Annotated in this window: 23 protein-coding genes; 4 read left to right on the forward strand and 19 right to left on the reverse strand. The window is 36.9% G+C overall.

The annotated features are described in order from the left end of the window. Positions 1–33: 33 nt before the first annotated feature. The 6 genes from catB to I6J02_RS18915 all read right to left on the reverse strand — a co-directional run bounded on the left by catB (position 34) and on the right by I6J02_RS18915 (position 3,674). On the reverse strand, positions 34–666 hold the full coding sequence (gene catB, locus I6J02_RS18890; protein ID WP_201679327.1) for a type B chloramphenicol O-acetyltransferase: 633 nt from the start codon (positions 664–666) through the stop codon (positions 34–36). Positions 667–813: 147 nt separating this feature from the next. Beyond that, complete coding sequence (locus tag I6J02_RS18895) at positions 814–1,377, reverse strand: hypothetical protein (protein ID WP_201679328.1); 564 nt, start codon at positions 1,375–1,377, stop codon at positions 814–816. Between the two features lie 36 nt (positions 1,378–1,413). Then, a complete protein-coding gene (locus tag I6J02_RS18900; protein ID WP_201679329.1) occupies positions 1,414–1,923 on the reverse strand; it encodes a hypothetical protein in 510 nt (169 codons plus the stop codon). 12 nt (positions 1,924–1,935) lie between these two features. Further along, positions 1,936–2,523 carry a hypothetical protein gene (locus tag I6J02_RS18905; RefSeq protein ID WP_201679330.1) on the reverse strand — a complete coding sequence of 196 codons (588 nt, stop codon included), beginning with the start codon at positions 2,521–2,523 and terminating at the stop codon, positions 1,936–1,938. A 2-nt stretch (positions 2,524–2,525) separates the two neighbouring features. After that, a complete protein-coding gene (locus I6J02_RS18910; RefSeq protein ID WP_236582168.1) occupies positions 2,526–2,972 on the reverse strand; it encodes a hypothetical protein in 447 nt (148 codons plus the stop codon). A 39-nt stretch (positions 2,973–3,011) separates the two neighbouring features. Continuing rightward, positions 3,012–3,674 carry an Imm19 family immunity protein gene (locus I6J02_RS18915; RefSeq protein ID WP_236582169.1) on the reverse strand — a complete coding sequence of 221 codons (663 nt, stop codon included), beginning with the start codon at positions 3,672–3,674 and terminating at the stop codon, positions 3,012–3,014. A 256-nt stretch (positions 3,675–3,930) separates the two neighbouring features. On the opposite strand from I6J02_RS18915, the gene I6J02_RS18920 reads away from it, so the two are divergent. The 3 genes from I6J02_RS18920 (at position 3,931) to I6J02_RS18930 (ending at position 6,048) form a co-directional block, all read left to right on the forward strand. Further along, on the forward strand, positions 3,931–4,311 hold the full coding sequence (locus I6J02_RS18920; protein WP_201679331.1) for a hypothetical protein: 381 nt from the start codon (positions 3,931–3,933) through the stop codon (positions 4,309–4,311). A 208-nt stretch (positions 4,312–4,519) separates the two neighbouring features. Further along, positions 4,520–5,392, forward strand: coding sequence for a cation diffusion facilitator family transporter (locus I6J02_RS18925; RefSeq protein WP_201679332.1), 873 nt, complete (start codon positions 4,520–4,522; stop codon positions 5,390–5,392). A gap of 176 nt (positions 5,393–5,568) precedes the next feature. Continuing rightward, on the forward strand, positions 5,569–6,048 hold the full coding sequence (locus tag I6J02_RS18930) for a nuclear transport factor 2 family protein (RefSeq protein WP_201679333.1): 480 nt from the start codon (positions 5,569–5,571) through the stop codon (positions 6,046–6,048). A 105-nt stretch (positions 6,049–6,153) separates the two neighbouring features. Here I6J02_RS18930 and I6J02_RS18935 read toward each other — a convergent pair whose 3' ends face one another. The 12 genes from I6J02_RS18935 to I6J02_RS18985 all read right to left on the reverse strand — a co-directional run bounded on the left by I6J02_RS18935 (position 6,154) and on the right by I6J02_RS18985 (position 17,243). Then, complete coding sequence (locus I6J02_RS18935) at positions 6,154–8,634, reverse strand: hypothetical protein (protein WP_201679334.1); 2,481 nt, start codon at positions 8,632–8,634, stop codon at positions 6,154–6,156. 193 nt (positions 8,635–8,827) lie between these two features. Then, a complete protein-coding gene (locus I6J02_RS18940; protein ID WP_201679335.1) occupies positions 8,828–9,592 on the reverse strand; it encodes a hypothetical protein in 765 nt (254 codons plus the stop codon). Between the two features lies 1 nt (position 9,593). Next, positions 9,594–10,049, reverse strand: a complete 456-nt coding sequence (locus I6J02_RS18945; protein ID WP_201679336.1) for a hypothetical protein — start codon at positions 10,047–10,049, stop codon at positions 9,594–9,596. Positions 10,050–10,081: 32 nt separating this feature from the next. Then, positions 10,082–10,234, reverse strand: coding sequence for a hypothetical protein (locus I6J02_RS18950; protein WP_201679337.1), 153 nt, complete (start codon positions 10,232–10,234; stop codon positions 10,082–10,084). 19 nt (positions 10,235–10,253) lie between these two features. Further along, the gene (locus I6J02_RS21865) at positions 10,254–10,745 is read right to left on the reverse strand and encodes a DUF4303 domain-containing protein (RefSeq protein WP_236582170.1); all 492 of its coding nucleotides are present in this window, start codon (positions 10,743–10,745) and stop codon (positions 10,254–10,256) included. Continuing rightward, positions 10,711–11,121 carry a hypothetical protein gene (locus tag I6J02_RS21870; protein WP_236582171.1) on the reverse strand — a complete coding sequence of 137 codons (411 nt, stop codon included), beginning with the start codon at positions 11,119–11,121 and terminating at the stop codon, positions 10,711–10,713. Before I6J02_RS21870 ends, I6J02_RS21865 begins: the two co-directional genes overlap by 35 nt. Before the next feature lie 387 nt (positions 11,122–11,508). Further along, positions 11,509–12,792, reverse strand: coding sequence for a M16 family metallopeptidase (locus I6J02_RS18960; protein ID WP_201679338.1), 1,284 nt, complete (start codon positions 12,790–12,792; stop codon positions 11,509–11,511). After that, positions 12,785–14,038, reverse strand: coding sequence for a M16 family metallopeptidase (locus tag I6J02_RS18965; RefSeq protein ID WP_201679339.1), 1,254 nt, complete (start codon positions 14,036–14,038; stop codon positions 12,785–12,787). Before I6J02_RS18965 ends, I6J02_RS18960 begins: the two co-directional genes overlap by 8 nt. A gap of 19 nt (positions 14,039–14,057) precedes the next feature. Next, entirely contained in the window at positions 14,058–14,954 is an 897-nt protein-coding gene (gene hemF / locus I6J02_RS18970; protein WP_201679340.1) for an oxygen-dependent coproporphyrinogen oxidase, read from the reverse strand. 8 nt (positions 14,955–14,962) lie between these two features. Next, positions 14,963–15,964: an NAD(P)H-dependent glycerol-3-phosphate dehydrogenase gene (locus tag I6J02_RS18975; protein ID WP_201679341.1), complete on the reverse strand. Its 1,002-nt coding sequence runs from the start codon at positions 15,962–15,964 to the stop codon at positions 14,963–14,965. A gap of 300 nt (positions 15,965–16,264) precedes the next feature. Further along, the gene (locus I6J02_RS18980) at positions 16,265–16,804 is read right to left on the reverse strand and encodes an SRPBCC family protein (protein ID WP_201679342.1); all 540 of its coding nucleotides are present in this window, start codon (positions 16,802–16,804) and stop codon (positions 16,265–16,267) included. Between the two features lie 109 nt (positions 16,805–16,913). After that, complete coding sequence (locus tag I6J02_RS18985; protein WP_201679343.1) at positions 16,914–17,243, reverse strand: Rieske (2Fe-2S) protein; 330 nt, start codon at positions 17,241–17,243, stop codon at positions 16,914–16,916. A 67-nt stretch (positions 17,244–17,310) separates the two neighbouring features. Here I6J02_RS18985 and ychF point away from each other — a divergent pair, with 67 nt between their 5' ends. Continuing rightward, positions 17,311–18,411: a redox-regulated ATPase YchF gene (gene ychF / locus I6J02_RS18990; RefSeq protein WP_201679344.1), complete on the forward strand. Its 1,101-nt coding sequence runs from the start codon at positions 17,311–17,313 to the stop codon at positions 18,409–18,411. A 59-nt stretch (positions 18,412–18,470) separates the two neighbouring features. Here ychF and I6J02_RS18995 read toward each other — a convergent pair whose 3' ends face one another. Then, positions 18,471–20,135, reverse strand: coding sequence for a PNGase F N-terminal domain-containing protein (locus I6J02_RS18995; RefSeq protein WP_201679345.1), 1,665 nt, complete (start codon positions 20,133–20,135; stop codon positions 18,471–18,473). Between the last annotated feature and the right edge of the window lie 949 nt (positions 20,136–21,084).

The raw sequence follows: 21,084 nt of genomic DNA on the forward strand, positions 1-21,084 counted from the left end.
TCTCTGGTTAATTTCAAAGACAGGCTTTTTATTTTATTTGACGTTTTTCTTATAATAACTGTAAAGTGTATCTATATCATTTGAGCAGAGAACCGGCATTGCTTCTTTTACAACCGAATCTTCCCAATCCCACCATCTCATTTCCAGTAAGAGTGCGATATGATTTTCGCTGAATCTCTTCTTAATCAATTTGGCAGGATTGCCACCAATGATCGAATAGGGTTCTACATCCTTCGTAACTAAAGCCCGGCTTCCGATTACTGCTCCATGTCCGATAGTAATACCCGGCATGATCATCGCCTCACTTCCAATCCATACATCATTGCCTATTAACGTGTCTCCTGCACGTTGAAATCCATCTTTACTTTCTGTAAAATGCAATACTTCAGACATGTAAAAAAAGGGAAAACTGGATACCCAGTCGTACCTGTGCCCCTGATTACCAGCCATAATAAAACTAGCACCACTGCCAATGGAACAATAGGAACCAATTATCAATTTGTCCACATCATCTCTGTCAGGAAACAAATAGCGGGCACAGTCATCAAACGAATGACCATGATAATAGCCGGAATAATAGGAATATTTACCTGCGATAATATTAGGGTTGGTGATATGATCACATATGATTTTACCCATGAAAGGGCTTTCGAAAAAATTATTCATTTTTGTAGCATATTATTTTAAATCCAATTCAATAACAGGGCAGTCTGTTTTTCTACCCCAACTTAAATCCTCAATAAGATGCTAATCTGATAATTTCATATTCAAATATATTAAAAAAATGATGGAACGTTGTATCTCATTCTGTTCTTACGCTAATTCCATATCGAGCAATACTGTTTCCTCCTGATTTTCATTCCGGATAAGAATCCCCAGATAATCAAAAGCATTTCTTTTTAAGTATGCCAGACTCCTGTATTGATTCTCAAGCGTATATATTTCCCGATTCTCATTCAACTCAAATTCATCCTCAAAATCTACACTAGAGTTGGTCCACATAAATATATTAAACTCACTCCTTCCCTCCTTATCGCTATACTGGTTACTTTTTGCAGAAGAATAGTTAAGCGTTTCGACTAACAAAGCATTGTAACCATGTATTCTTTCATCAAACAATACAATTTTGAAATTTTCGCCAACAGGCTCTGCCCAGATGACAAGAGGTGTATCGTCGTCATTCATAATAATCCCGTAGTCATCTATTATACCGGAATAATAAATCCGAAAAAGGGTTTGTTCCTTAAATGATAACTTTCCGACCCAATCAAGACTATCCAGCCAGACAGGATTTTCATCAAAATATCTGACTGTGTCATTATCCAAATCCGTCACCCTATCATGCAGATGATCAGGTGTACTATTTATTGCAGACATATAGTATAATTATAAATGACAGAATAATTTATAAAATTAATCAAAACGTGTCATCGCTGTATTTTTATTTTTGAAAATCATCAACAAAAGATACAAAGAGAGTCCTGTTCCGGCACTTACACAGAACATAAAAGGTAATTCCTTCAAATCAAAATCCCCATAACACCCATACTCATAAAAATAAGTAAACCAGCCAAGATCATTAATAAAGCCGGTTATGTAGTCCGAATAAAAGAATCTGCTGACTAAAGCAGCACTACACAACGGTATTATAAACAAAATCAAAGCAGAGATAAACAGGCGAGCTTTTTTACAGACTATTTTTCTGCTGATGTAAAATATCCATCCGAAAAATGCCACAAAATAAAGAGGTAACACAAAAAGAGCTCCCCTGTAGTCGTGTCCGGGAGTACCTTCACATGGCCCTGTCACTTTATCTGCAAAAGGAAGAAATACAAGCATATAAGCCAACCATCCTAAAGTAAACAGCAAACAATGCAGACTTGTATGATCTTCCGGTTTTTGAATGATATCTCTTGTATGCATACTGATGTTTCTTTACCTGAAGAGAACCTTCTTTTTAATAATTTTACCGCTGGATTTGTCAAATGTCAATGTCTTATTCGGACCACCATAGAATAAAGTCAATGTAAGCGTACTATCTGTTTCACTCTCAAACAGAATATCCTTGGCATATCGTATTTTAACTTCAAGATTATCATTAAGCAAATCGTGGTCATCACATTGAAAGATCTGTTTCTCAATCAGTCCCTTTTTCTCAATAACCTGCAAGACAGGATATGTCATCACACTGTAGCCGACTATCTGAGCGCGGTATTCCGAATTCAAATCTGTTTTCAACCATAATCCAAAGGGTGTGGTAGAAAGTATGAATGCAAAAAACGGCATTCCCATTGGCAGCATACTTAATACCAGACCTAAAATTATGCCGCCTAAAAGAAGTTTTGCCAGTATTTTTTTCCAAAATAAAATAATTGAAGTAAAACTCCCTAAAAACCACAACCATACCAATGCTACATCACTATAATAACCCTGCAAACTTATCCTGAAAAAACCATAGGCGAGTAAATCTGCTGCCAGTAAAACAGTTATAACTCCATAAACCTTAAGAATGATGTTTTTCATAGCTATATAATTTTGTTTTGACAGGAAAGAAATTTATAATATATGACGGCTTTAACTGATCCAAATACACTGATCTGTAAAGCGCAAAGGTATAGCCCCGTAACCCATATATTTGTATACGTACTCCAGGAAGCCTCTCTTTCATCAAAAATGGCAATATCAATAAGATACCAGCAGAGCATAAGCGCAAACGCAACTACGCATGTTCTCATTATCCGTTTAGGTTTTATAAAAATAAAAATGACATGTATAACGATCATCGCCGTCAAGGGTAAAAAAGAAGACAGGACCAGATCCGGTAAAAAGTTACAGTCCAGACAAGCTGAAGAAGGAGCAGTTCGGTACTCCCATAATGCCCAGTACCCCTGCGCTATCGTAAAGACAAGCACAACACAGGCAAACATACTTGCCTGTAAAGCTCTTAAAGTCAGATTATCTATTGCCTTCATAAGTAATTTCCTATCCTATCAGATATTACCTCTTTATCCTTATTGTATTGCCAATCCTATAATCTCATTTATATTTCTGAGATGTTCTTCACTAAGCATATGATTTCTCTCAGAATGATTGCGGTGCGTGATAAAACCGATCCCCTCTCTGTATTCAAATCCTTCATCTGCAACCACATGGTTTGTCAAAAAATTTATAATATCGTTCATTATAACATCTTCTGTCACTATTGATGTCTTGCTCAGATGTACAGAGATTTCGGATCTGATAGCCTCCCTTTCGGATATGTCGCCCAATGTGAGTGGAAGCAGCATAAAAAACAGTAAAGAAGGATCACTCTTTTCATTTGCAATCATTGTCATTAATTCCGTCCAGCGAAATAACGAAAGATGAAAATGTCCACCTGTATTGCCAAGATAAGTATCATTGAAAAAATAGATGGTTTCATTTGGGTGAAATTCAGCATAAAATGTCACCTTATCATTTAGAGGATACATCCAGGTGTAACCGTTCCAGGGATGTGCTTCCTTTCCGTTTTTATCAGTCTTACCTGCCAGTTCCTCAAACCACTCTTCCGAAGGCATCTGGAAATTTTCAATAATATAATCAGAAAGCATAGTTTCTGTTTTATCATTAAATCCAAAGGGAAACTCTGTCATCAGAAACAGGCAGAAGTCTTTATTTGACAAATCTAATTTCATTACTCTTAGTTTTAAAAACCATAAGACATTCAAATAAACAATAATTTATGATCTGTACAAAAAAGCATTCGCTATTCGTACAACATGAGTCTATATTCGTTAGGATTTCTTTTTTATCTCATTGCAGAGTAGCATTAACTTTTATATCTAAATCAAAGGACACAAATTGTACGTATAAGCATAATTTGATAATCTCTTCAGATTACGGTAACCTTATCCTTGCAATGGAATATAAAAATGTACTACATTTGTGTCGATGAAAAATAGTATTGTCCTATTATTTCTTTCTGTATATCTGTTTTCCACTACAGAACTTGCACAATTGTTCAAGATCCCTGTATTGGTACAGCACTATACAGAACACAAACAATACGATGACAAGTTAAGTATTATTGATTATCTCGTGCATCATTATGCAGGTCACGAAAAGGATGCCGATTGGGATACCGATATGAAGTTGCCTTTTGCGCAGCATATTAATATCCTTCAGGTCACGCTTTGGCTTCCTTTTTCAACAGTTACTCTTCCCACAAGTGCTGCATATTGTATAGAGACAGACTTGCCTGTTTTTTATCTTAATAAGGAAATCCCTCCTTACAATCCCTCAGCCATATGGCAGCCTCCGCAATCCGTTTAAGCAGATTTTGATTGCAATCTCTTTGTTTAAGAGTTTCTGATTCATAAACATATTACTTGTAACACTTTACGCCATATAATTAGAATAAAAAGTTTACAGGAAATAAGAGATCAAAATCATTCGTAATTCTAAATCCAAACTGGAGACAAATTGTTATACATAAAGTATGACCCTTTTCATAAAATTGAAAAATTAAAGTGCACTAATAATGACAAGTGAAGATAAAGCAATTAAAACCACATATTTTAGTATAGCTGGTAATACGGCATTGGCGTTATTGAAATGGCTTGCGGGTTTTTTCGGCAATTCGTATGCATTGATAGCAGATGCTATAGAATCTACTGTAGATATTTTTTCTTCGTTTTTGGTTCTGCTGGGGCTCAAATATGCAAAAAGACCAGCTGACGAAAATCACCCTTACGGCCATGGCCGCGTAGAACCTTTGATTACTTTTATAGTAGTCGGATTTCTGATAGTCTCTGCAACCATCATTGCTTATGAAAGTATTCAAAATATAGGTACCCCTCATGAACTTCCAAAACCATGGACCCTGGCGGTATTAGCTGGTATTATTATATGGAAAGAAGTCTCATTCCGGATAGTAATAAAAAAGAGTAAAGAGACCGGCAGCTCTTCTCTGAAAGCGGATGCCTGGCATCACAGAAGCGATGCCATTACCTCTGTCGCTGCATTTATCGGTATTTCTGTTGCCCTGATTATGGGTGAAGGATATGAAAGTGCAGATGACTTTGCTGCCCTGTTTGCATCCGGATTCATCCTCTATAATTGTTATCATATATTCAGACCTGCATTGGGCGAGATCATGGATGAGAACGTGTATGAGGAGATAATAGAACAGGTTAAAAACAATGCGATATTAGTGGAAGGTGTGTTGGGAACAGAAAAGTGCTTCGTCCGCAAATCCGGAACTACTTATCATGTAGACCTGCATGCTATTGTTGAAGCTGATATCTCAGTCAAAGAAGGTCATCGTATTGCTCATGATCTCAAAGATTTTCTCAGGGCAAAAATGCCGCAGTTAGGTCATGTACTGATACATATAGAACCCAACGCATATTAAAAAATCAAATGAATTCTCTACAGCCGAAAGACCTGTTCTATTCACTGTAGAGAGTTCTGCTCCAAATATTTACCGTTCAAAACCTGTCTTTAACCGACCCTGTTCCTTCATTTACAGAATAATCATAGGTAGGAAACAGCTGTCTTTTTATATTGGCCGCATTAAAAACCAATATCATGACACATCTATACAGTAAAATAATATTGCTGGCACTTACAATTAGCTCACAAATCCATGTTTCCGCACAATCCAGCTCTTACTCTCCTGTTTCAAAAGAACTTTATAATACTATTCTCCATATGGATAGTTTACTTTTCGATGCTGTAAATACCGGAAATGTAGAAAAAGAAGGTACATTTTTCATGAAAGATCTGGAGTTCTATCACGATACAGGCGGCCTTGACAATTATGAAGTAACTATGGAAAAGCTAAGAAGTATAGCGAAGAATAATCCTGCAGTTCGCAGGGAACTTATTAAGGAAACAGTAGAAGTGTATCCTGTCAAGGATTATGGAGCTATTCAAACGGGTGAACACCGGTTTTGTGAGTTCGTAAACGGAACATTAACCAATTGCGATACATACAAATTTATGCATATCTGGAAAAAGACAGCTGACGGTTGGAAAATAGCAAGGGTAGTAAGTTACGGTCATTAATAAAGCACGATATCAACAGTATCAATTGCCATTTTCCTAAAACAGCTTTCTACAATTGCAAGGAGATTACACACCTATTGCAATTGTAGAAAGACCCTGTCCCTGCTAATATTCATTTAACATCTTATGCTCCAGTTCTCGTAATTCTGCTCTGTCATTTTCCAGAAGTGCAGCTACAGATTTAAACTTATTTGTAGCTTTTAGTTTGCCATCGACTATGGTCTCTACCACAACTGTTTTGTCTGCCTGTTGTGTAATCCGGAGTCCCATTACTGGTTTTGCATGCTCATCATATTGCAGATCTCCGAGATAATTAGTTTCATTAATCGGAAAATTCTCATTAATACTCATTTCAAATACCCTGTTAAGGTCTTCCTGATTGAAGTTATCATAGAAGCGTTTAAAAACCTTACCCAGATCCGCACTGTTTTCTACAGGAAACTGGTAAAAAAGCTTACTTACCAGTGAATTACTATCTTCCTCATCAATCTGCTCATCTAGACTATCTACTGCCATGATATATTTTTTGATCTGCTGGTTATCTGTATAAAATCTGGTAATAGAATTACGGGTACCCTCTTCAGGCATCGTTATACCACGGCTTTTTTTGATCAGAACATCTTCCTTCCACAATTCAGCCACAATATTATTATCTTTTGCAAAAGCAACAATACGCAACGGAGTAGTCATTTCTGATATCAATAGCTTATCATTGGAATATTTAAAAATAATCCGGTTGAAATAATGCATAGCAAATACATTGACATCAAAAGCTGTAACTTTTCCGGATTCATAATGCGAGGTGATAAGTGCATTTCTGTCTGCCAGTTTATAATCAGGTCCGTTTACAATTTTGCCATTGTTATATTCTGATTTACGATCATATGTATAATGCATATAATTCTCCAGCTGATCCAGCAGTTCGAAGGAATACTTATATTTTAATGTTCCTTGTTCGTAGTAACTTACCAACTGAATATTATCAATCAGCGTATCTGATTTAAAATACCCGTCAAAAGGTTTTCCATCTTTATATTCACCTACATAGGATTCCTGAGGATGCTCGGAAATGGTAAAATCGAAATATTCTATGGTTTTCATTGTATTATTGCTATAATTCTCGATTGAAGATGGGTTATCAGTATTGTATTTGGAAAATATCAGCTTCTTAACAATCGTACCGTTTTCATATATTGCCTGAGTCCCGTCATCTACTATAGTACCTGAAACGGGAACATCATTACGGTACTCGCTCTCAAATTCCACCGTTCCGTCTCTGTAAATCCGTCTGAATCCATCACGTTTTCCGGCTTTCATCTCATACTCTTCCTGCAGACGTGTAGATTCCGAATCTACAAACTCTTGTTGTACGCCTTCCTGATTTCCATTTTTATAGTGTAAAAGAAAATATTCATCATTCCCGGTGTAAAAGTATCCTTCATAGGGTTGACCGTCTTTATATGTACCCGAAGCAAATATTTCCCCGGTTTCCATATTACGTGTTTCTTCCTTTCCTACCCTTTGTCCGTTGGTCAGCTGGTATGTCGTTACTTTGTTCCAGCGCTCATTTGTAAATAAGCCATCAAATGGCTCCCCATCTTTATACTTTTGTATCGATTTCTCTTTTCCTTCCTCAAAAATGATGACTTCGGCCAGTTCTCCCTCTTGAAAGGTGGATCTTCTTGTCAATTGTCCTTTCAGATTATATTCAGTTACTATTCTTCCACCGTCTTCTCCCTGTACACGAACATCTTTTGTTTTTATAGCCAGAGCAAAACCGTTTCGTTGATAGTATGTAAACGATGTACCGGATTCATCTCTGGAGAACTCATTAATCAATTGTCCCTTTTCACTGTAATATTTACTTTTTATCAAACTTCCGTAATCTCCATACGTATATTCACGTGCTTTTTGGCCATTTAACCAATACAGGATTTCAGTATAATTTACTTTTGCAGGACTGGTCATAACAGGTATAGCCTCTACTATGGTAGGTTCTTCACCATCTACCACTACAGCTGCAGTATCTATCATAGGCTCTGATTCTGCATCTACAGCTTCAGAAGAATCTATCATGGGTTCAGATTCAATATTGATTTCATCATAATACAATTGAGGTGCATTTGGACTAAAAACACCGGACAAAACATTGTCTTCACTTATAAAACCCGTTGAAAGAACTTTGTTCTTTAGATAAACAGTGATCTTTTCTTTTTTGCCATTGCTGTTATAAACAATTTTCTGCCATATACTTCCATCAGGATGATAATAGGCTAATTCTTTTACACTACTATTATTGGCTGACTGCTTTAGGTCTTTGTCGATGCCCTCTTCATCGTACCAGTAAGAATCGCCTACATAAGATTGTTCATCACTGGCAAGCGCATATCCTTGCATCTGCATACGTCCGTTTTTATAGAAATCTTGTATAAAAACGATTTCTCCTGTACGTTTCATTGGTAACAAGCGATAGAATTCATGTTTATCACGCGTGGTATGGTTCCAGTCCCTATCAAAATATAAGGTGTCCTGAGCAAATAATACAAGTGGAAATTGTCCCAATATTAGAAAAAACAAATATTTCATACTCTCTGTGAATCAGTTTTTAGTTAGAAAAGATAAACAAAATAAAACAAAAACAGTTTATATTTTCTTTTGCTGGGTTGCGTTTATTGCTTTATAATCGACTTTTTTGAAGTTTTTCATCAACTTAAGAAGCTCTTCTTATCCGGCTTTCTATTTCTCTTACTTTTTGAAAAAAGTTGAGTTTTCTATCAGATTAAGTGTATTCTAAACAAATTACTGCCTTTTTAAGTTCTTTGTCATAAAATAAAAATACTTGGTCCGCCGAATTTTGTTGAAAATCATAGCCCTCCAAACATGCAATATAATCCATCAGGGTTCCGTCAGGTTTAAAGGGTTTTTCAATGAGGTTTTCTCCTCCGAAATTGCATTCTTCGAAGGGAAGCGCATCAGTATTAAGTTCTTCAAAAATACCGAAAATCTTATTTTGTAAACGTTCCACTGCATATTCTGAATCATTATCTTTCTCCAGATCTTCAACTGTAAGCTTACGTAAACGCTCTAAACGGCGAATGTCGTAAACCTCTAAACCCGGCCGATTGAATTTTTTGTCATAAAGCTTATTGTGTTTTTGATAATATTCCTTTTTTAATTGATACATGGCCTCATTCATGTTGTATTCAATCTCTAAATCTGAATAACTGTTTCCATAATCTTCCGGAGAAATCATGGTATGTGCTGAGAAATAATTCCAATCTGCATCAAATTTGTATTTACCATCAATTACATCGAAACCAAACATATCTGCTTTGGTATATTCTGTATGGTATTCTGGTGTATCCTCTCCGACACAGCCATCGTAAATTTCCTTTACAGAAACAATGTGCAGCCATTGATCTTCTGCTGGATTCAGAAGTTTTAAATTAATTGAACAAATCGGAAGAAAATATTTTTTATGATTCTCCATATCATCATAAAACACATCTTCATACTCAGGAAAAATTTTTATTAAATCTGTCATTTTATTTTCTTGTGAGTTTTAACTGTTCTCCTTCTTTTACAAGTTCGAAAACCATTTCCTTCGATGGATTGAAAATTTGTGTTGGCCTGTCACAAAAATCGGACTTGCTAATGCTGTCAACTTCCATTTTTATCTGGTTAGCTTCTGTAAAATAATACCTTCCGTGTACCTCAGTAAAGCAATCATTCCCACATTCCCATGCATCATAGCTTCTGAACTTTTCTTCATCTAAAAAGTTGACAGCATGAAAGTTGAAAATAACCGCAGTGTCAATTCTTGGAGACATATAATAAGTTTTTCCGCCATCCGGAGCTATAAGTCCTCCTTCATTAACAATCCAGTTGGTATTTTTCAAATAATTCGGAAAAATCGTTTTTTTTCTTTCCGATTCTTTGCAACTGTAGAACACAACCAGCAGCGCACTCAAAATCAGGAAAGCAACATTCTTTTTCATCATTGTGTTTTTTTATAATTATTCAGTCAATTACTCTATTTCCAATAATCAAATTTTATATTCAATTTTTCAAAAGCCATATCCTGCTCAATAAGCTTTTCAAGATCGTCAAAAGTCAGCAGACCTTTTGCCTCAAATTCCCCTGCTGGTGCGAGCGTTGCGCTCGTATCCACATTACCTATTAACATCGATTTTCAAAATTTCATTCTAAATATATAAGCTATCCAATAGTTCTTTTACTTTCGTATTGCCCTCACTATTGATAGCCAATGCAGTGTTCTTTTCTACAATTGGCTCTCCCGGTATGCTTATGTAAAAAGCCATTTCTTCTACTTCATTACCATATTTTTTCACAAGTTCCTGTTTGGCAATGCGCAGAGCATCTGTAAATAACTGCAGATTTTTTTGTCGTTCGGACGCATAGTCAAATCCCTGTTGAAATAACGGTACAATATCCTTTCTGTAACGGTCTAAAAGCAATCTGGTAAAAGTATCTACACCCTCTTTTACAGCGCCTTGACTAACGCATAAACACCATTCAGGAGCATCCCATTCTTTATTTTTATGGATTTTCTTTAAGCTTTCGGTTGTAGAAACTGCTGAATAAGCGGTAAGGCAATCATCGTCCAGTATCAAAGCAAAGGCGTACATATTTTGTTCTTTCTTACTGAAAAGCTGATGAAAAAAAAACGAATTCATTTACAATTGAACTAGATAAAACCGGAAGATTTCTTTCATGCCAATTTTTAGGATTTACAGAAACAGCATCCATTTCATTGTTCTCAGGAGTCCAATATCTATTGGTGCTACAAGCTCTTTCCAGATCATCCATATCATCCTCACCAACGCTCAGTGAAAATTTAGAGGATAACAAACCTCTGATTTGTGCCAGTGTCTGATTAACTTTTTCGTTTATGATATAGTCGCTAAGTGTTTTATCATGTTTCTGAAAATTGCTGTCTTCTGCAAAATGACTTTTTATTTTATCGAGGGAAAAGACAATCTGATCGAGATCGACGATTATTTTCACCGCTTCTTCTTCACTCAGTTTTATTTTATTATTGCTTTTACTCATGTTTTTCTACTTTCCAAGATTCTAAATAATACTTCTCTGTAAATTTATGTCTTAAAGATAACAAGAGATACCAGATGAAAATATCCCTGATAATGGTAGTTTTTTGATCAAATGGACATTGAATATATAAGCGGACGCCTATGGAAGAGTATGTTGAGCCTTTGCGCTGATAAGAAATCAAAGGTTATAGTTCTTTGTAAGATATACAATGGTTTATTGAATTGCTGAACAGGTACAAGCGGACGCTTGCTTATTAGCATTAGAATGAGCCAGACAAATAATAATGCCTAGCCCAATTATTTTATTATCTTCTAAGGAGAGATCTTGATTCCTCAGAGGTTAAAACAAAATGCCTGCGCCAAAGGGAATCGAAGAATCTGTTAACTCTTAATCTTTTAATTTCCCTACTACTACTTTTATAAGGTCTTCTTTTCTAAAGTATTGCTTAGCAATTTCAAGTACACGTTCAGATGTCATAGTCTTAACTACTTCCGCATAACGATCATAATAGTCAAGTGTCATTCCTGAGAAATATACATTTTTAAACTTATCTGCATGAGAAAATATACTTTCCAGACTACCCAGCATAGAACCGAGCATATAATTTCTAACGACTGCTAATTCCTCTTCTTCAGCTTGCTTTGTACACAAGATATCTAATTCCTTATCAATCTCTGCTAAGGTTTGACTGGTAACGTCCGCCCCTACTTCCGAAGCAATTGTAAAAAATCCGGAAAACTTAAGACTCGCTACTGCTGAACCAATGCTATAGGTATAACCTTTCTCTTCACGGATATTACGCATCAGTCTGGATCCGAAAAAACCACCAAATAATGTATTGACCACTTGTACAGCCGGAAAGTCGGGATGCGTACGATTGATCATCGGATATCCCAGGCGTATCGCTGATTGTAATGCTTCTTTTTTGTTTTCTATGATAAGCTGACCGGCAAGCGTATGAAATACAGGTTTTTCCTGCGCAACAATAGACGTATCAGAATACCATTCCTGTCCAAAAAGCTGACTAACACGATCTATCAATGATTCACTGACATTACCTGCGATAAACAAGGTGCAGTTATGAGGCAGAACCTGCTGATAATACAGATGCAGTAAATCCGCTCTGGTAATCGCATCATAAGCCTGTGCAGTAGGTACATTTCCGTATCGGTTATTTCCAAATACAGCAGTATAAAATAATCTCCTTGCTACAAAATCATTCTTTTGAAGGGAGATGCTTAATGTTTGTTTGTTATTCTGTATATACGTATCCAGCTCATGTTGTGGAATTGTAGCTGTAGTCAGAATCTCTTTAATAAGTGGCAACAGTTTATCCACATGCTTATTCAGGACATATAAGGTCAGACTGGTCTGATCATAACTGTACTCCGGAATAAGATAAGCACCATAAAAATCTACCTGCTCTGCAATCTGAGCACTGGAAAGATTGGCTGTCCCCTCCTTTAGCATTGCACTCAGCGTAGTATTCAATAATGGATTCTCGGACTCGTCATAGATATTATTGAAAATCCATTCCAGACGTACTAATTCCTGGTCCGGATTATGAAACATAAATGTTTTAAGTCCATTATCAAATGTAAGTGACTCAGGATGGACAAGATCAATACCGGCAATAGTGTTGAATGAAGGAGCAAAAGATCTGTTAAGCATGAATAGGTTCCGGTTTAGCGTGATAAATTAGTGTGGAGGAGTTTTCTTTTCGGAAAATCTGATTTGCCTGTTTACGAACTTCATCTGCAGTTACAGTCAGATATTTCTCAATTTCGACATTGTAAAGATCTCCATCACCAAGTAATTCGTAATAAGCCAGATTCATAGCTTTATCCAGAATAGAGAGTTCAGCAAATACTAAAGTCGATTCGATCTTATTCTTCACTTTTTCCAGTTCACCTGAACTTACTTCCGCATTTTGCAAAACTGTAAGTTGCTCCCAGAGTGCAGCCTCAGCTTTCGATGTAGTAATACCTTCACTGGGTTTGCCCTCAATAACAAATAGATTGTCGTCGATGCTTCCGGTGACATAGGCATTGATTTCACTGAATATCTTTTTCTCTTTAACCAGCTTACGAAACAGTCTTGAGGAAGATCCTCTGGATAATATATCTGATATCAGATCCATAGCCTGGTATTCAGGAGATAATCTGCTGGGACCATGAAAAACCATATGTATAGCATCAACAGGAACATCGGCATCTACTTCCAGTCTGCGGGCTTCAGTCTGTACAGGTTCAGATGGCAGATTTCGGGTATACTTTACTCCGGAAGGAATATCCCCAAACCATTTATCCGTCAGCTGCTTTACCTGCTCTAAGGTTACATCTCCCGATACCACCATAATAGCATTTTGCGGATTATAGTGTTTTGCAAAAAATGCCTTCACATCTTCCATTCGAGCTTCTTCAATATGCGAAATCTCTTTCCCTATAGTTGCCCATTTATAAGGATGTACCTGATAAGCAAGCGGTCTCAGTTTTAGCCAGGCATCACCGTAAGGTTGATTAAGGTAACGCTGTTTAAACTCCTCAACAACAACCTGTTTCTGAACGTCAAGACTTTGTTCTGAAAAGGCAAGACTAAGCATCCGGTCAGATTCCAGCCAAAATGCTGTCTCTATATTTGCTGCAGGCAGAGTAATATAATAATTTGTAATATCATTGGAGGTAAAGGCATTATTTTCACCCCCTACTCTTTGCAAAGGCATATCGTAATTTGGAATATTCACCGACCCGCCAAACATCAGATGTTCAAAGAGATGGGCAAATCCTGTCTGATCCGGAGATTCGTCACGTGCCCCGACATCGTATAAAATATTGACACAGGCCATTGCTGTGGTATGGTCTTCGTGTACTAATACACGAAGTCCGTTATCAAGTACAAATTTTTGAAATTTGATCATAAGTTTTTAATAATGAATATTAAACCCAGTCAATACCTTTTTTAAGTAAAGAAAGTGTTTCCTCTTCTTTTGATCCGGGCTGTGCTTTAAAATCATAAGCCCAGTTAGCCTGTGCAGGAAGACTCATCAGAATAGATTCGATACGACCGTTAGTTTCTAACCCGAATTTCGTACCGGCGTCATACACCAGATTGAATTCAACATACCGGCCTCTCCTGAGCATCTGCCAGTTTTTTTGTTCTTCTGAATAGCTTTGATGACGATGTCTGTTTGCTAATTCAGCATACACACCTGCAAAAGTACGTCCCAGATCACAGGAGAAATCAAAGATCTGTCCGTATGACATATTTGTTTTTTCAGGAGTAAGGCGGTCATAGAATACACCACCAATTCCCCTGGTTTCTTCCCGGTGGCGAATAAAGAAATAATTATCAGCCCATGTTTTAAATTCAGAATAAAAATCAGGATTGTGCTTATCACATACAGTTTTCAATGTCTGATGAAAATGTTGCGCATCTTCCTTATATACATAGTGAGGCGTCAGGTCTATACCTCCGCCAAACCATCTGGTTTGCTCATTCAGCTCGAAATACCTGATATTCATATGAATAATAGGCACTAACGGATGATTAGGATGAAGTACAATGGATACTCCTGTTGCAAAAAACTGATCATCCTCAACTCCAAAAGCCTTTTTTATAGGTTCCGGGAGTGTCCCGTGAACTGCAGAAAAGTTAACACCACCTTTTTCTATCAAATTGCCGCCTTGTATAATACGGGTGCGGCCCCCGCCTCCGCCATCACGTTCCCACAGTTCTTCCTGAAATTTAGCACTACCATCCAATACTTCTAAAGCATCGGTAATTTCCTGCTGAATAGACTTATATGTTTCGGCTATCTGTTCTTTCGTTATCATGTAAAAAATTAGGTTAGAGAATCTGCAAGGGTTTTGATTGTTGGTAATGCCGGACTTTGCTGATACAGGATTTTGTATACAGCATCACATATAGGCATTTTAAGGTCAAATTTTTGAATAATACGTTGTATACAGGCCGAGGCATAATAACCTTCCGCTACCATATTCATCTCTAATTGAGCAGATTGAACGCTGTAACCTTTACCTATCATATTGCCGAACGTACGGTTGCGGCTGAATTGGGAATAGGCAGTTACCAAAAGGTCACCTAAATAAGCTGAATGATTTATATCTCGAGGTTGAGGGTCAATGACATCCACACAGGTTTCCATTTCACGTATTGCATTAGAGACAAGAACAGCCTGAAAATTGTCTCCAAATCCCAGCCCATGACATATACCGCCTGCCAAAGCATATATATTCTTCAATACAGCCCCATATTCCACACCAAAAATATCAGCTGAGATAATGGTCTTTATATATCTGTTTCTTAGAAATTTAGCCATTTCTTCCGCATGGTCCAAATTTTTAGAGGCCAGCGTAAGGTAAGACAGTTTTTCCAGTGATACCTCTTCTGCATGGCAAGGACCTCCTACAACCACTATATTTTCTAACGGAACATTATAATATTCCATCAGGTATTCACCTACCACCAGGTTTTCATCCGGAACAATCCCCTTAATCGCAGAGACTACAATTTTATTTTTAAAATCCTCAGGTTTTACATCTTTCAATGCCGTCTTAAGATAAGCAGCCGGAGTATTTAAAATCACAATATCTGAACGGCGGATAAGCTCGGCAGCATCAGTTGAAATTTGTTCCTCTGACAATTTAACTTCAACAGCACTCAGATAAGTGGGGTTATGCTTATATTCCAATATATATTGCAAATCTTCCGGTTTACGAACCCACCATAACACAGTTTTATCCAACAGATTATCTGTCAGCATTTTAATCATAGCTGTAGCCCAACTCCCACTGCCAATTACACCGATTTGTTTGTTTTGCATACGATTTCGTTAATTTCTTTCAAATTTAACGTTACAAATATACTCAATTAAAAACGGAAACAGTCTATTTGATGCTTTGCAGCATGAGGTCTGAAGGTGTGCAGACAAAACTTTATTGTACAGAAATATCCAAATGTTTCATATTCAACAGATAAGAGTTAAAGAAGCATAAAAGATTTCCCGGCATACCTGATGCTGTATTAAATACCTGATAAAGAAATTAAGATATGGAATGGTAATTTATAAAATTACCATTCCTAAAAAATACGGCAACTGTCTCTAAAATACAGTTGGCCAATATTATTTTTCCAACTGTCCTTTTAATCTTTGCAAACCTGTTTCGAGATCTCCGCCTAACATTTTGTCAAAATCCATACACAACAATGTCAGATTCATAGGATAATCCATGTGTCCGTCAAATCCCCAAATAACCTTTGTAGATGTAGGTGAAGTACTTTCTGTGATCATATAAGCCTTATCTTTAGATTCAAATGGCTCTATAAAACGAATCTCCATATCGATACGTTCTCCTTCGGTGATCTTCTTAATTTCCTGTTCGCCCTTACCAACATCCTTTTGCTCACTATCCCAGGCGGAAATAAATCCAGGCGTTCCGTCAGTTCCGGTATATGTTTTTTTCATATTGGGATCCATAGTTGCCCATTTACTGTAATAATTCTGATTTTTGATGTATTTGATATATTCAAACACAACTTCACGAGGTTTGTTAATAACAATTTCACGTTTTACAGCATAATCTTTCTTTAAAAACAAAGCTGCGATCAATAAGATGACAACTAAAGCCAGAATAGCTAACAGGATTTTCTTTAAAATTTTCATACCGTTTATAATTTGGGGTTAGTGAGTTAAATATAAGACAAAATTTATAATGTATCAACGGTGCAAAATAAATACACAAAAATCTCAATATCAAACAAATAGCATGTGGCTAAAATAACTTTTGCCACCATTTTTTCTCCAGGCCCACAAACCACTTATCCTGCTCCTTTTTCAAAGGATATAAATTTACAAAATTACCCTGTCCGGGATCTCCTCTTCCGGTTTTAAGAGAAAAAGCATGTCTGTGATACGGACAGATTACACGCCCCTCTTCGCACCATCCGGTAGATAAAGGAGCTCCCGCATGCGGGCACTTCTCCGAAAAAGCGACCCATTCACCGCCCTGCTGTGTAAGACAAAAATTCAATCCCGGAACTTTCACTAAACGTATTTCTTCCGGATTATTGAGGTATTGTGAAGGAATCTCTATCCATTGCATACTTAAATATACGATTAGTTGATTTGATTTTTCTATCTTTGTACAATTTTAAAAAACAGCACAATTCATGGCTTTACAATGCGGTATAGTTGGCCTACCTAACGTGGGCAAATCAACGTTATTTAATTGCTTGTCTAATGCGAAGGCACAGGCAGCAAATTTTCCATTTTGTACAATAGAACCGAATGTCGGAGTAATTACTGTTCCGGACGAACGTTTAAATAAACTTGCTGATCTTGTCAAACCTCAGCGTCTGGTTCCTAATACCATTGAGATCGTAGATATTGCAGGTCTGGTAAAAGGCGCATCCAAAGGCGAAGGTCTTGGAAATCAATTCCTGGGCAATATCCGTACAACAAATGCAATTATTCACGTATTGCGTTGTTTTGATGATGGTAATGTGATCCATGTGGACGGATCTGTAGATCCTATCCGTGACAAAGAAATCATCGATACAGAATTGCAGTTAAAAGATCTGGATACTGTTGTTAAACGTATTCAGAAGGTAGAAAAAATGGCTAAAACAGGTGGAGATAAAGATGCGAAGCGTACATTTGATATCCTTTCTGTTGTAAAAGAGCATTTGGAATCCGGTAAATCAGCTCGTACATCACCGATAGAGAAAGAAGACTTTGAGTTTATTCAGGATCTGGCTTTGTTAACTGCAAAACCGGTATTATATGTATGTAATGTAGACGAAGCTTCTGTAAATACAGGAAATGCTTATGTTGAAAAAGTAAAAGAAGCTGTAAAGGACGAAAATGCAGAAGTACTGATTATCTCTGCACAAATCGAGTCTGAAATTGCACAATTAGAAAGTTTTGAAGAGCGCCAGATGTTTCTGGATGATCTTGGATTAACAGAATCTGGCGTTCACAAATTAATCCGTGCCGCATATTCTCTGCTTGATCTGGCTACATATTTTACTGCTGGTGTACAGGAAGTCCGTGCATGGACGATTGAAAAAGGTTATACTGCACCTCAGGCAGCAGGTGTCATTCACACTGATTTTGAAAAAGGTTTTATCCGTGCAGAAGTGATTAAATATGCAGACTTTATTCAATATGGCTCAGAAGCAGCGGTTAAGGAAGCAGGTAAGCTTAGCGTGGAAGGTAAAACGTATATCGTGGAAGACGGAGACATTATGCACTTCAGATTTAACGTATAAACATATATTATAATCGAGCAAAAAAGCCTTCCCGTTATACAGGAAGGCTTTTTTGTTGCTTAATAATAGAGTAAAGCTCCGGAAACATTCCAATAGGATAAACTTGTTCCTTCAGGTTCGCCTTGAGGAATATGAACACGTATAGTATGCTCTCCGGCTTTAAGATCGCCGAGATCAATGTATATTGGATTTGTAACAGTCCCCGGACACCAGTTAGAGCGGCTTAAATCTGAAGATGACAATCCGTTTTCAAAATTTCCGGATGCAGGATTAGATAATCTGTAAGAACCACATTCTGTTCTCCAGGGTGTAAATTTGAAAGCTTGCTGACCATCTAAAAATATGGTATTTGCTTTAGGAACAAATTCATCACCTTCCCCCCAGCCACCATGACCTGTAGTAATATATCGTAACTGTGCATTTTTAACATCCTGATCTAACGTAAATTTGACCTCCACTCCTTTCTCCTGATTAAACATTGTCGGATATTCCTGTCCACCCATTTCCATTACATTTGTAGTATTGAAAAGGGAAAGTACTTTTGCTCCTTCCGAAAACTGTGGTTTTCCAGGATGTATAGTCAGACGAACAGTGACTTCATGTCCTTCTTTATCATAGTTACCGATATACGTACCGATATATACCTCTTTACCTGCAAATCTTGGAAGAAGTTCAGAGATTTCCTGACGATAGCTCACACTGTCCTGCCATGTTTTACCTTTTATTTTGATATAATTAAACTGACTGACACCAAAGGGTGTAAAAAATCGCATCAGTTCCAGTACCGGTTCAAAATTAGCGGTTTGGGTCATTCCCTGATATTTCTTCCCATTACCATTCTCATATGCGGGCAAGGTATTCATTCCGTTTTTCATTCCGTCAAGAAAACTGATATCGCGATCCGCAGGAATCAGAAATACTGAACCAGTACGATCATATGCATCTCCCTTAGCTTGCTGAATAACTTCTACAAAAGCCTGTCCTTCATTTTTTTTAAGTTCCGGTATTTTTACTTTTTTGACAATGACTGTTCCGTTTGCAAACCTCAGGATACTATCCGAACGGGTTGCATCATTAAAACGGATACGTTGTTTATAGAAGACAGGAATATCTACAAATCTGCTTTTCCATAACAAATCCCGGTACGTAAGTTCATCCACATATGAACCAGATTCCTGTAATCTGATAGATGCAGGAATACTTTTTATTTTCTCCATCTTCGTTGCTGTTATTGCGGAATTGCCATTTCGAACCATTTCCAGTACCAACCCCAGGTTTTGTCCTAATTCAACAGGTGACCCCTTGATTCCAGGCTCTTCCGTAAACCATAAATCGATAGTATTAGAATTAACAGAAGTAGTAGCTTTCTTAACCGTATAACCTAATATTTTTTTCGTTTCTCCTGTGATCACCAGTTTTTGCTTATCCAGCAAAGCTGAGTCTACAGTCGCGATTTCACGTCCTCCCTCAAAAGTTGAAATTTTATAATAAGCTCCGTTTTTACGATTCACAAAATAGCGCTCATAGGGAAAGCGGGCCTTACCGTCAAGAATCTGTTGACTGGTCACAGCAGTCTGATCTTTATTTGCGTAAACCAGGATCGGGCTTTGCTTCTCATGGATTTTACCATTACTGCTCCTCAGGTAAGAAATCTGATATCCTGACTCTTGCGCAAGTAAGGTTGTTGAAATAAGGAAAAGAAATAAAAAGGAATAAAGTTTCATATGTAAATAATTTGATTTTCAATGGTCATATGGAATATCCAAACTATATTCATTCGTATTTGTGCAGTCTCTACTACATGGATATTTCATATGTAAATAATTTGCTTTTTAAAAGGTTATCCATTTGTCTTTGATCCAAACCCAGTATAACGAATACATAAAATGATTAGATGTATTGACGCCTCTTGAGCATTTGCTAAATGGATATTGCATGGTGATATGGTTTGAATTTCAAAAATAGGATTTTATGTAAGCGAATCAAATCTTAAGATACAATAAAATACAAAAAGAAAAAGCCTGGAAGAATCGGGCGATTTTCCAGGCTCTAAAATACCTCTTAACGAGGCAATCAACCTAAACCTAAGACGAAGTTAGAGGTAATATAATTAACTTGCAAATTTATTTTATCTTTTTGGGAAATTATCTGATGATTGTTGCTCTACAACCGGTTGTTTTATCGAATAACAATAAAATTTTTAAAAAAATAAAGGTTTTCAAACGGGGAGAATGAAAACCTTTAATAACCAATTATAAACCTAAATTATGATAGCACAAAGATAGTGTACATATTACACTATTCAAAATATTTTTTATTTTTTTTGAATTAGAAGTATATAAAGCATTTCCGATTCTTCTGCTGCAGGTGGGGACACCTTCAGACGCTTTGTGCGATATCATCTTGCAAATATATTAAGCTAAAACTCACACCGCGTCGGCTGGCGTTCACGCCAACTTTTTTATTTATACAATATCTCAAAGTGCTTCCGGTTCTATTTCTCAGGTGGGGATACCTGTAGACGCCTTTTCATTTTTACACTGCAGGCAGTAACACTTTACAGACACCATGTGAGATGACATTTACTAAAGCACTAAGTCAAAACTCATACCGCGTCAGTTGGCGTTCCCGCCAACTGCTATATCTATACAATATCAAAGTGCTTCCGGTTTT

This window comes from Sphingobacterium spiritivorum (genome assembly GCF_016725325.1).
Classification (GTDB): domain Bacteria; phylum Bacteroidota; class Bacteroidia; order Sphingobacteriales; family Sphingobacteriaceae; genus Sphingobacterium.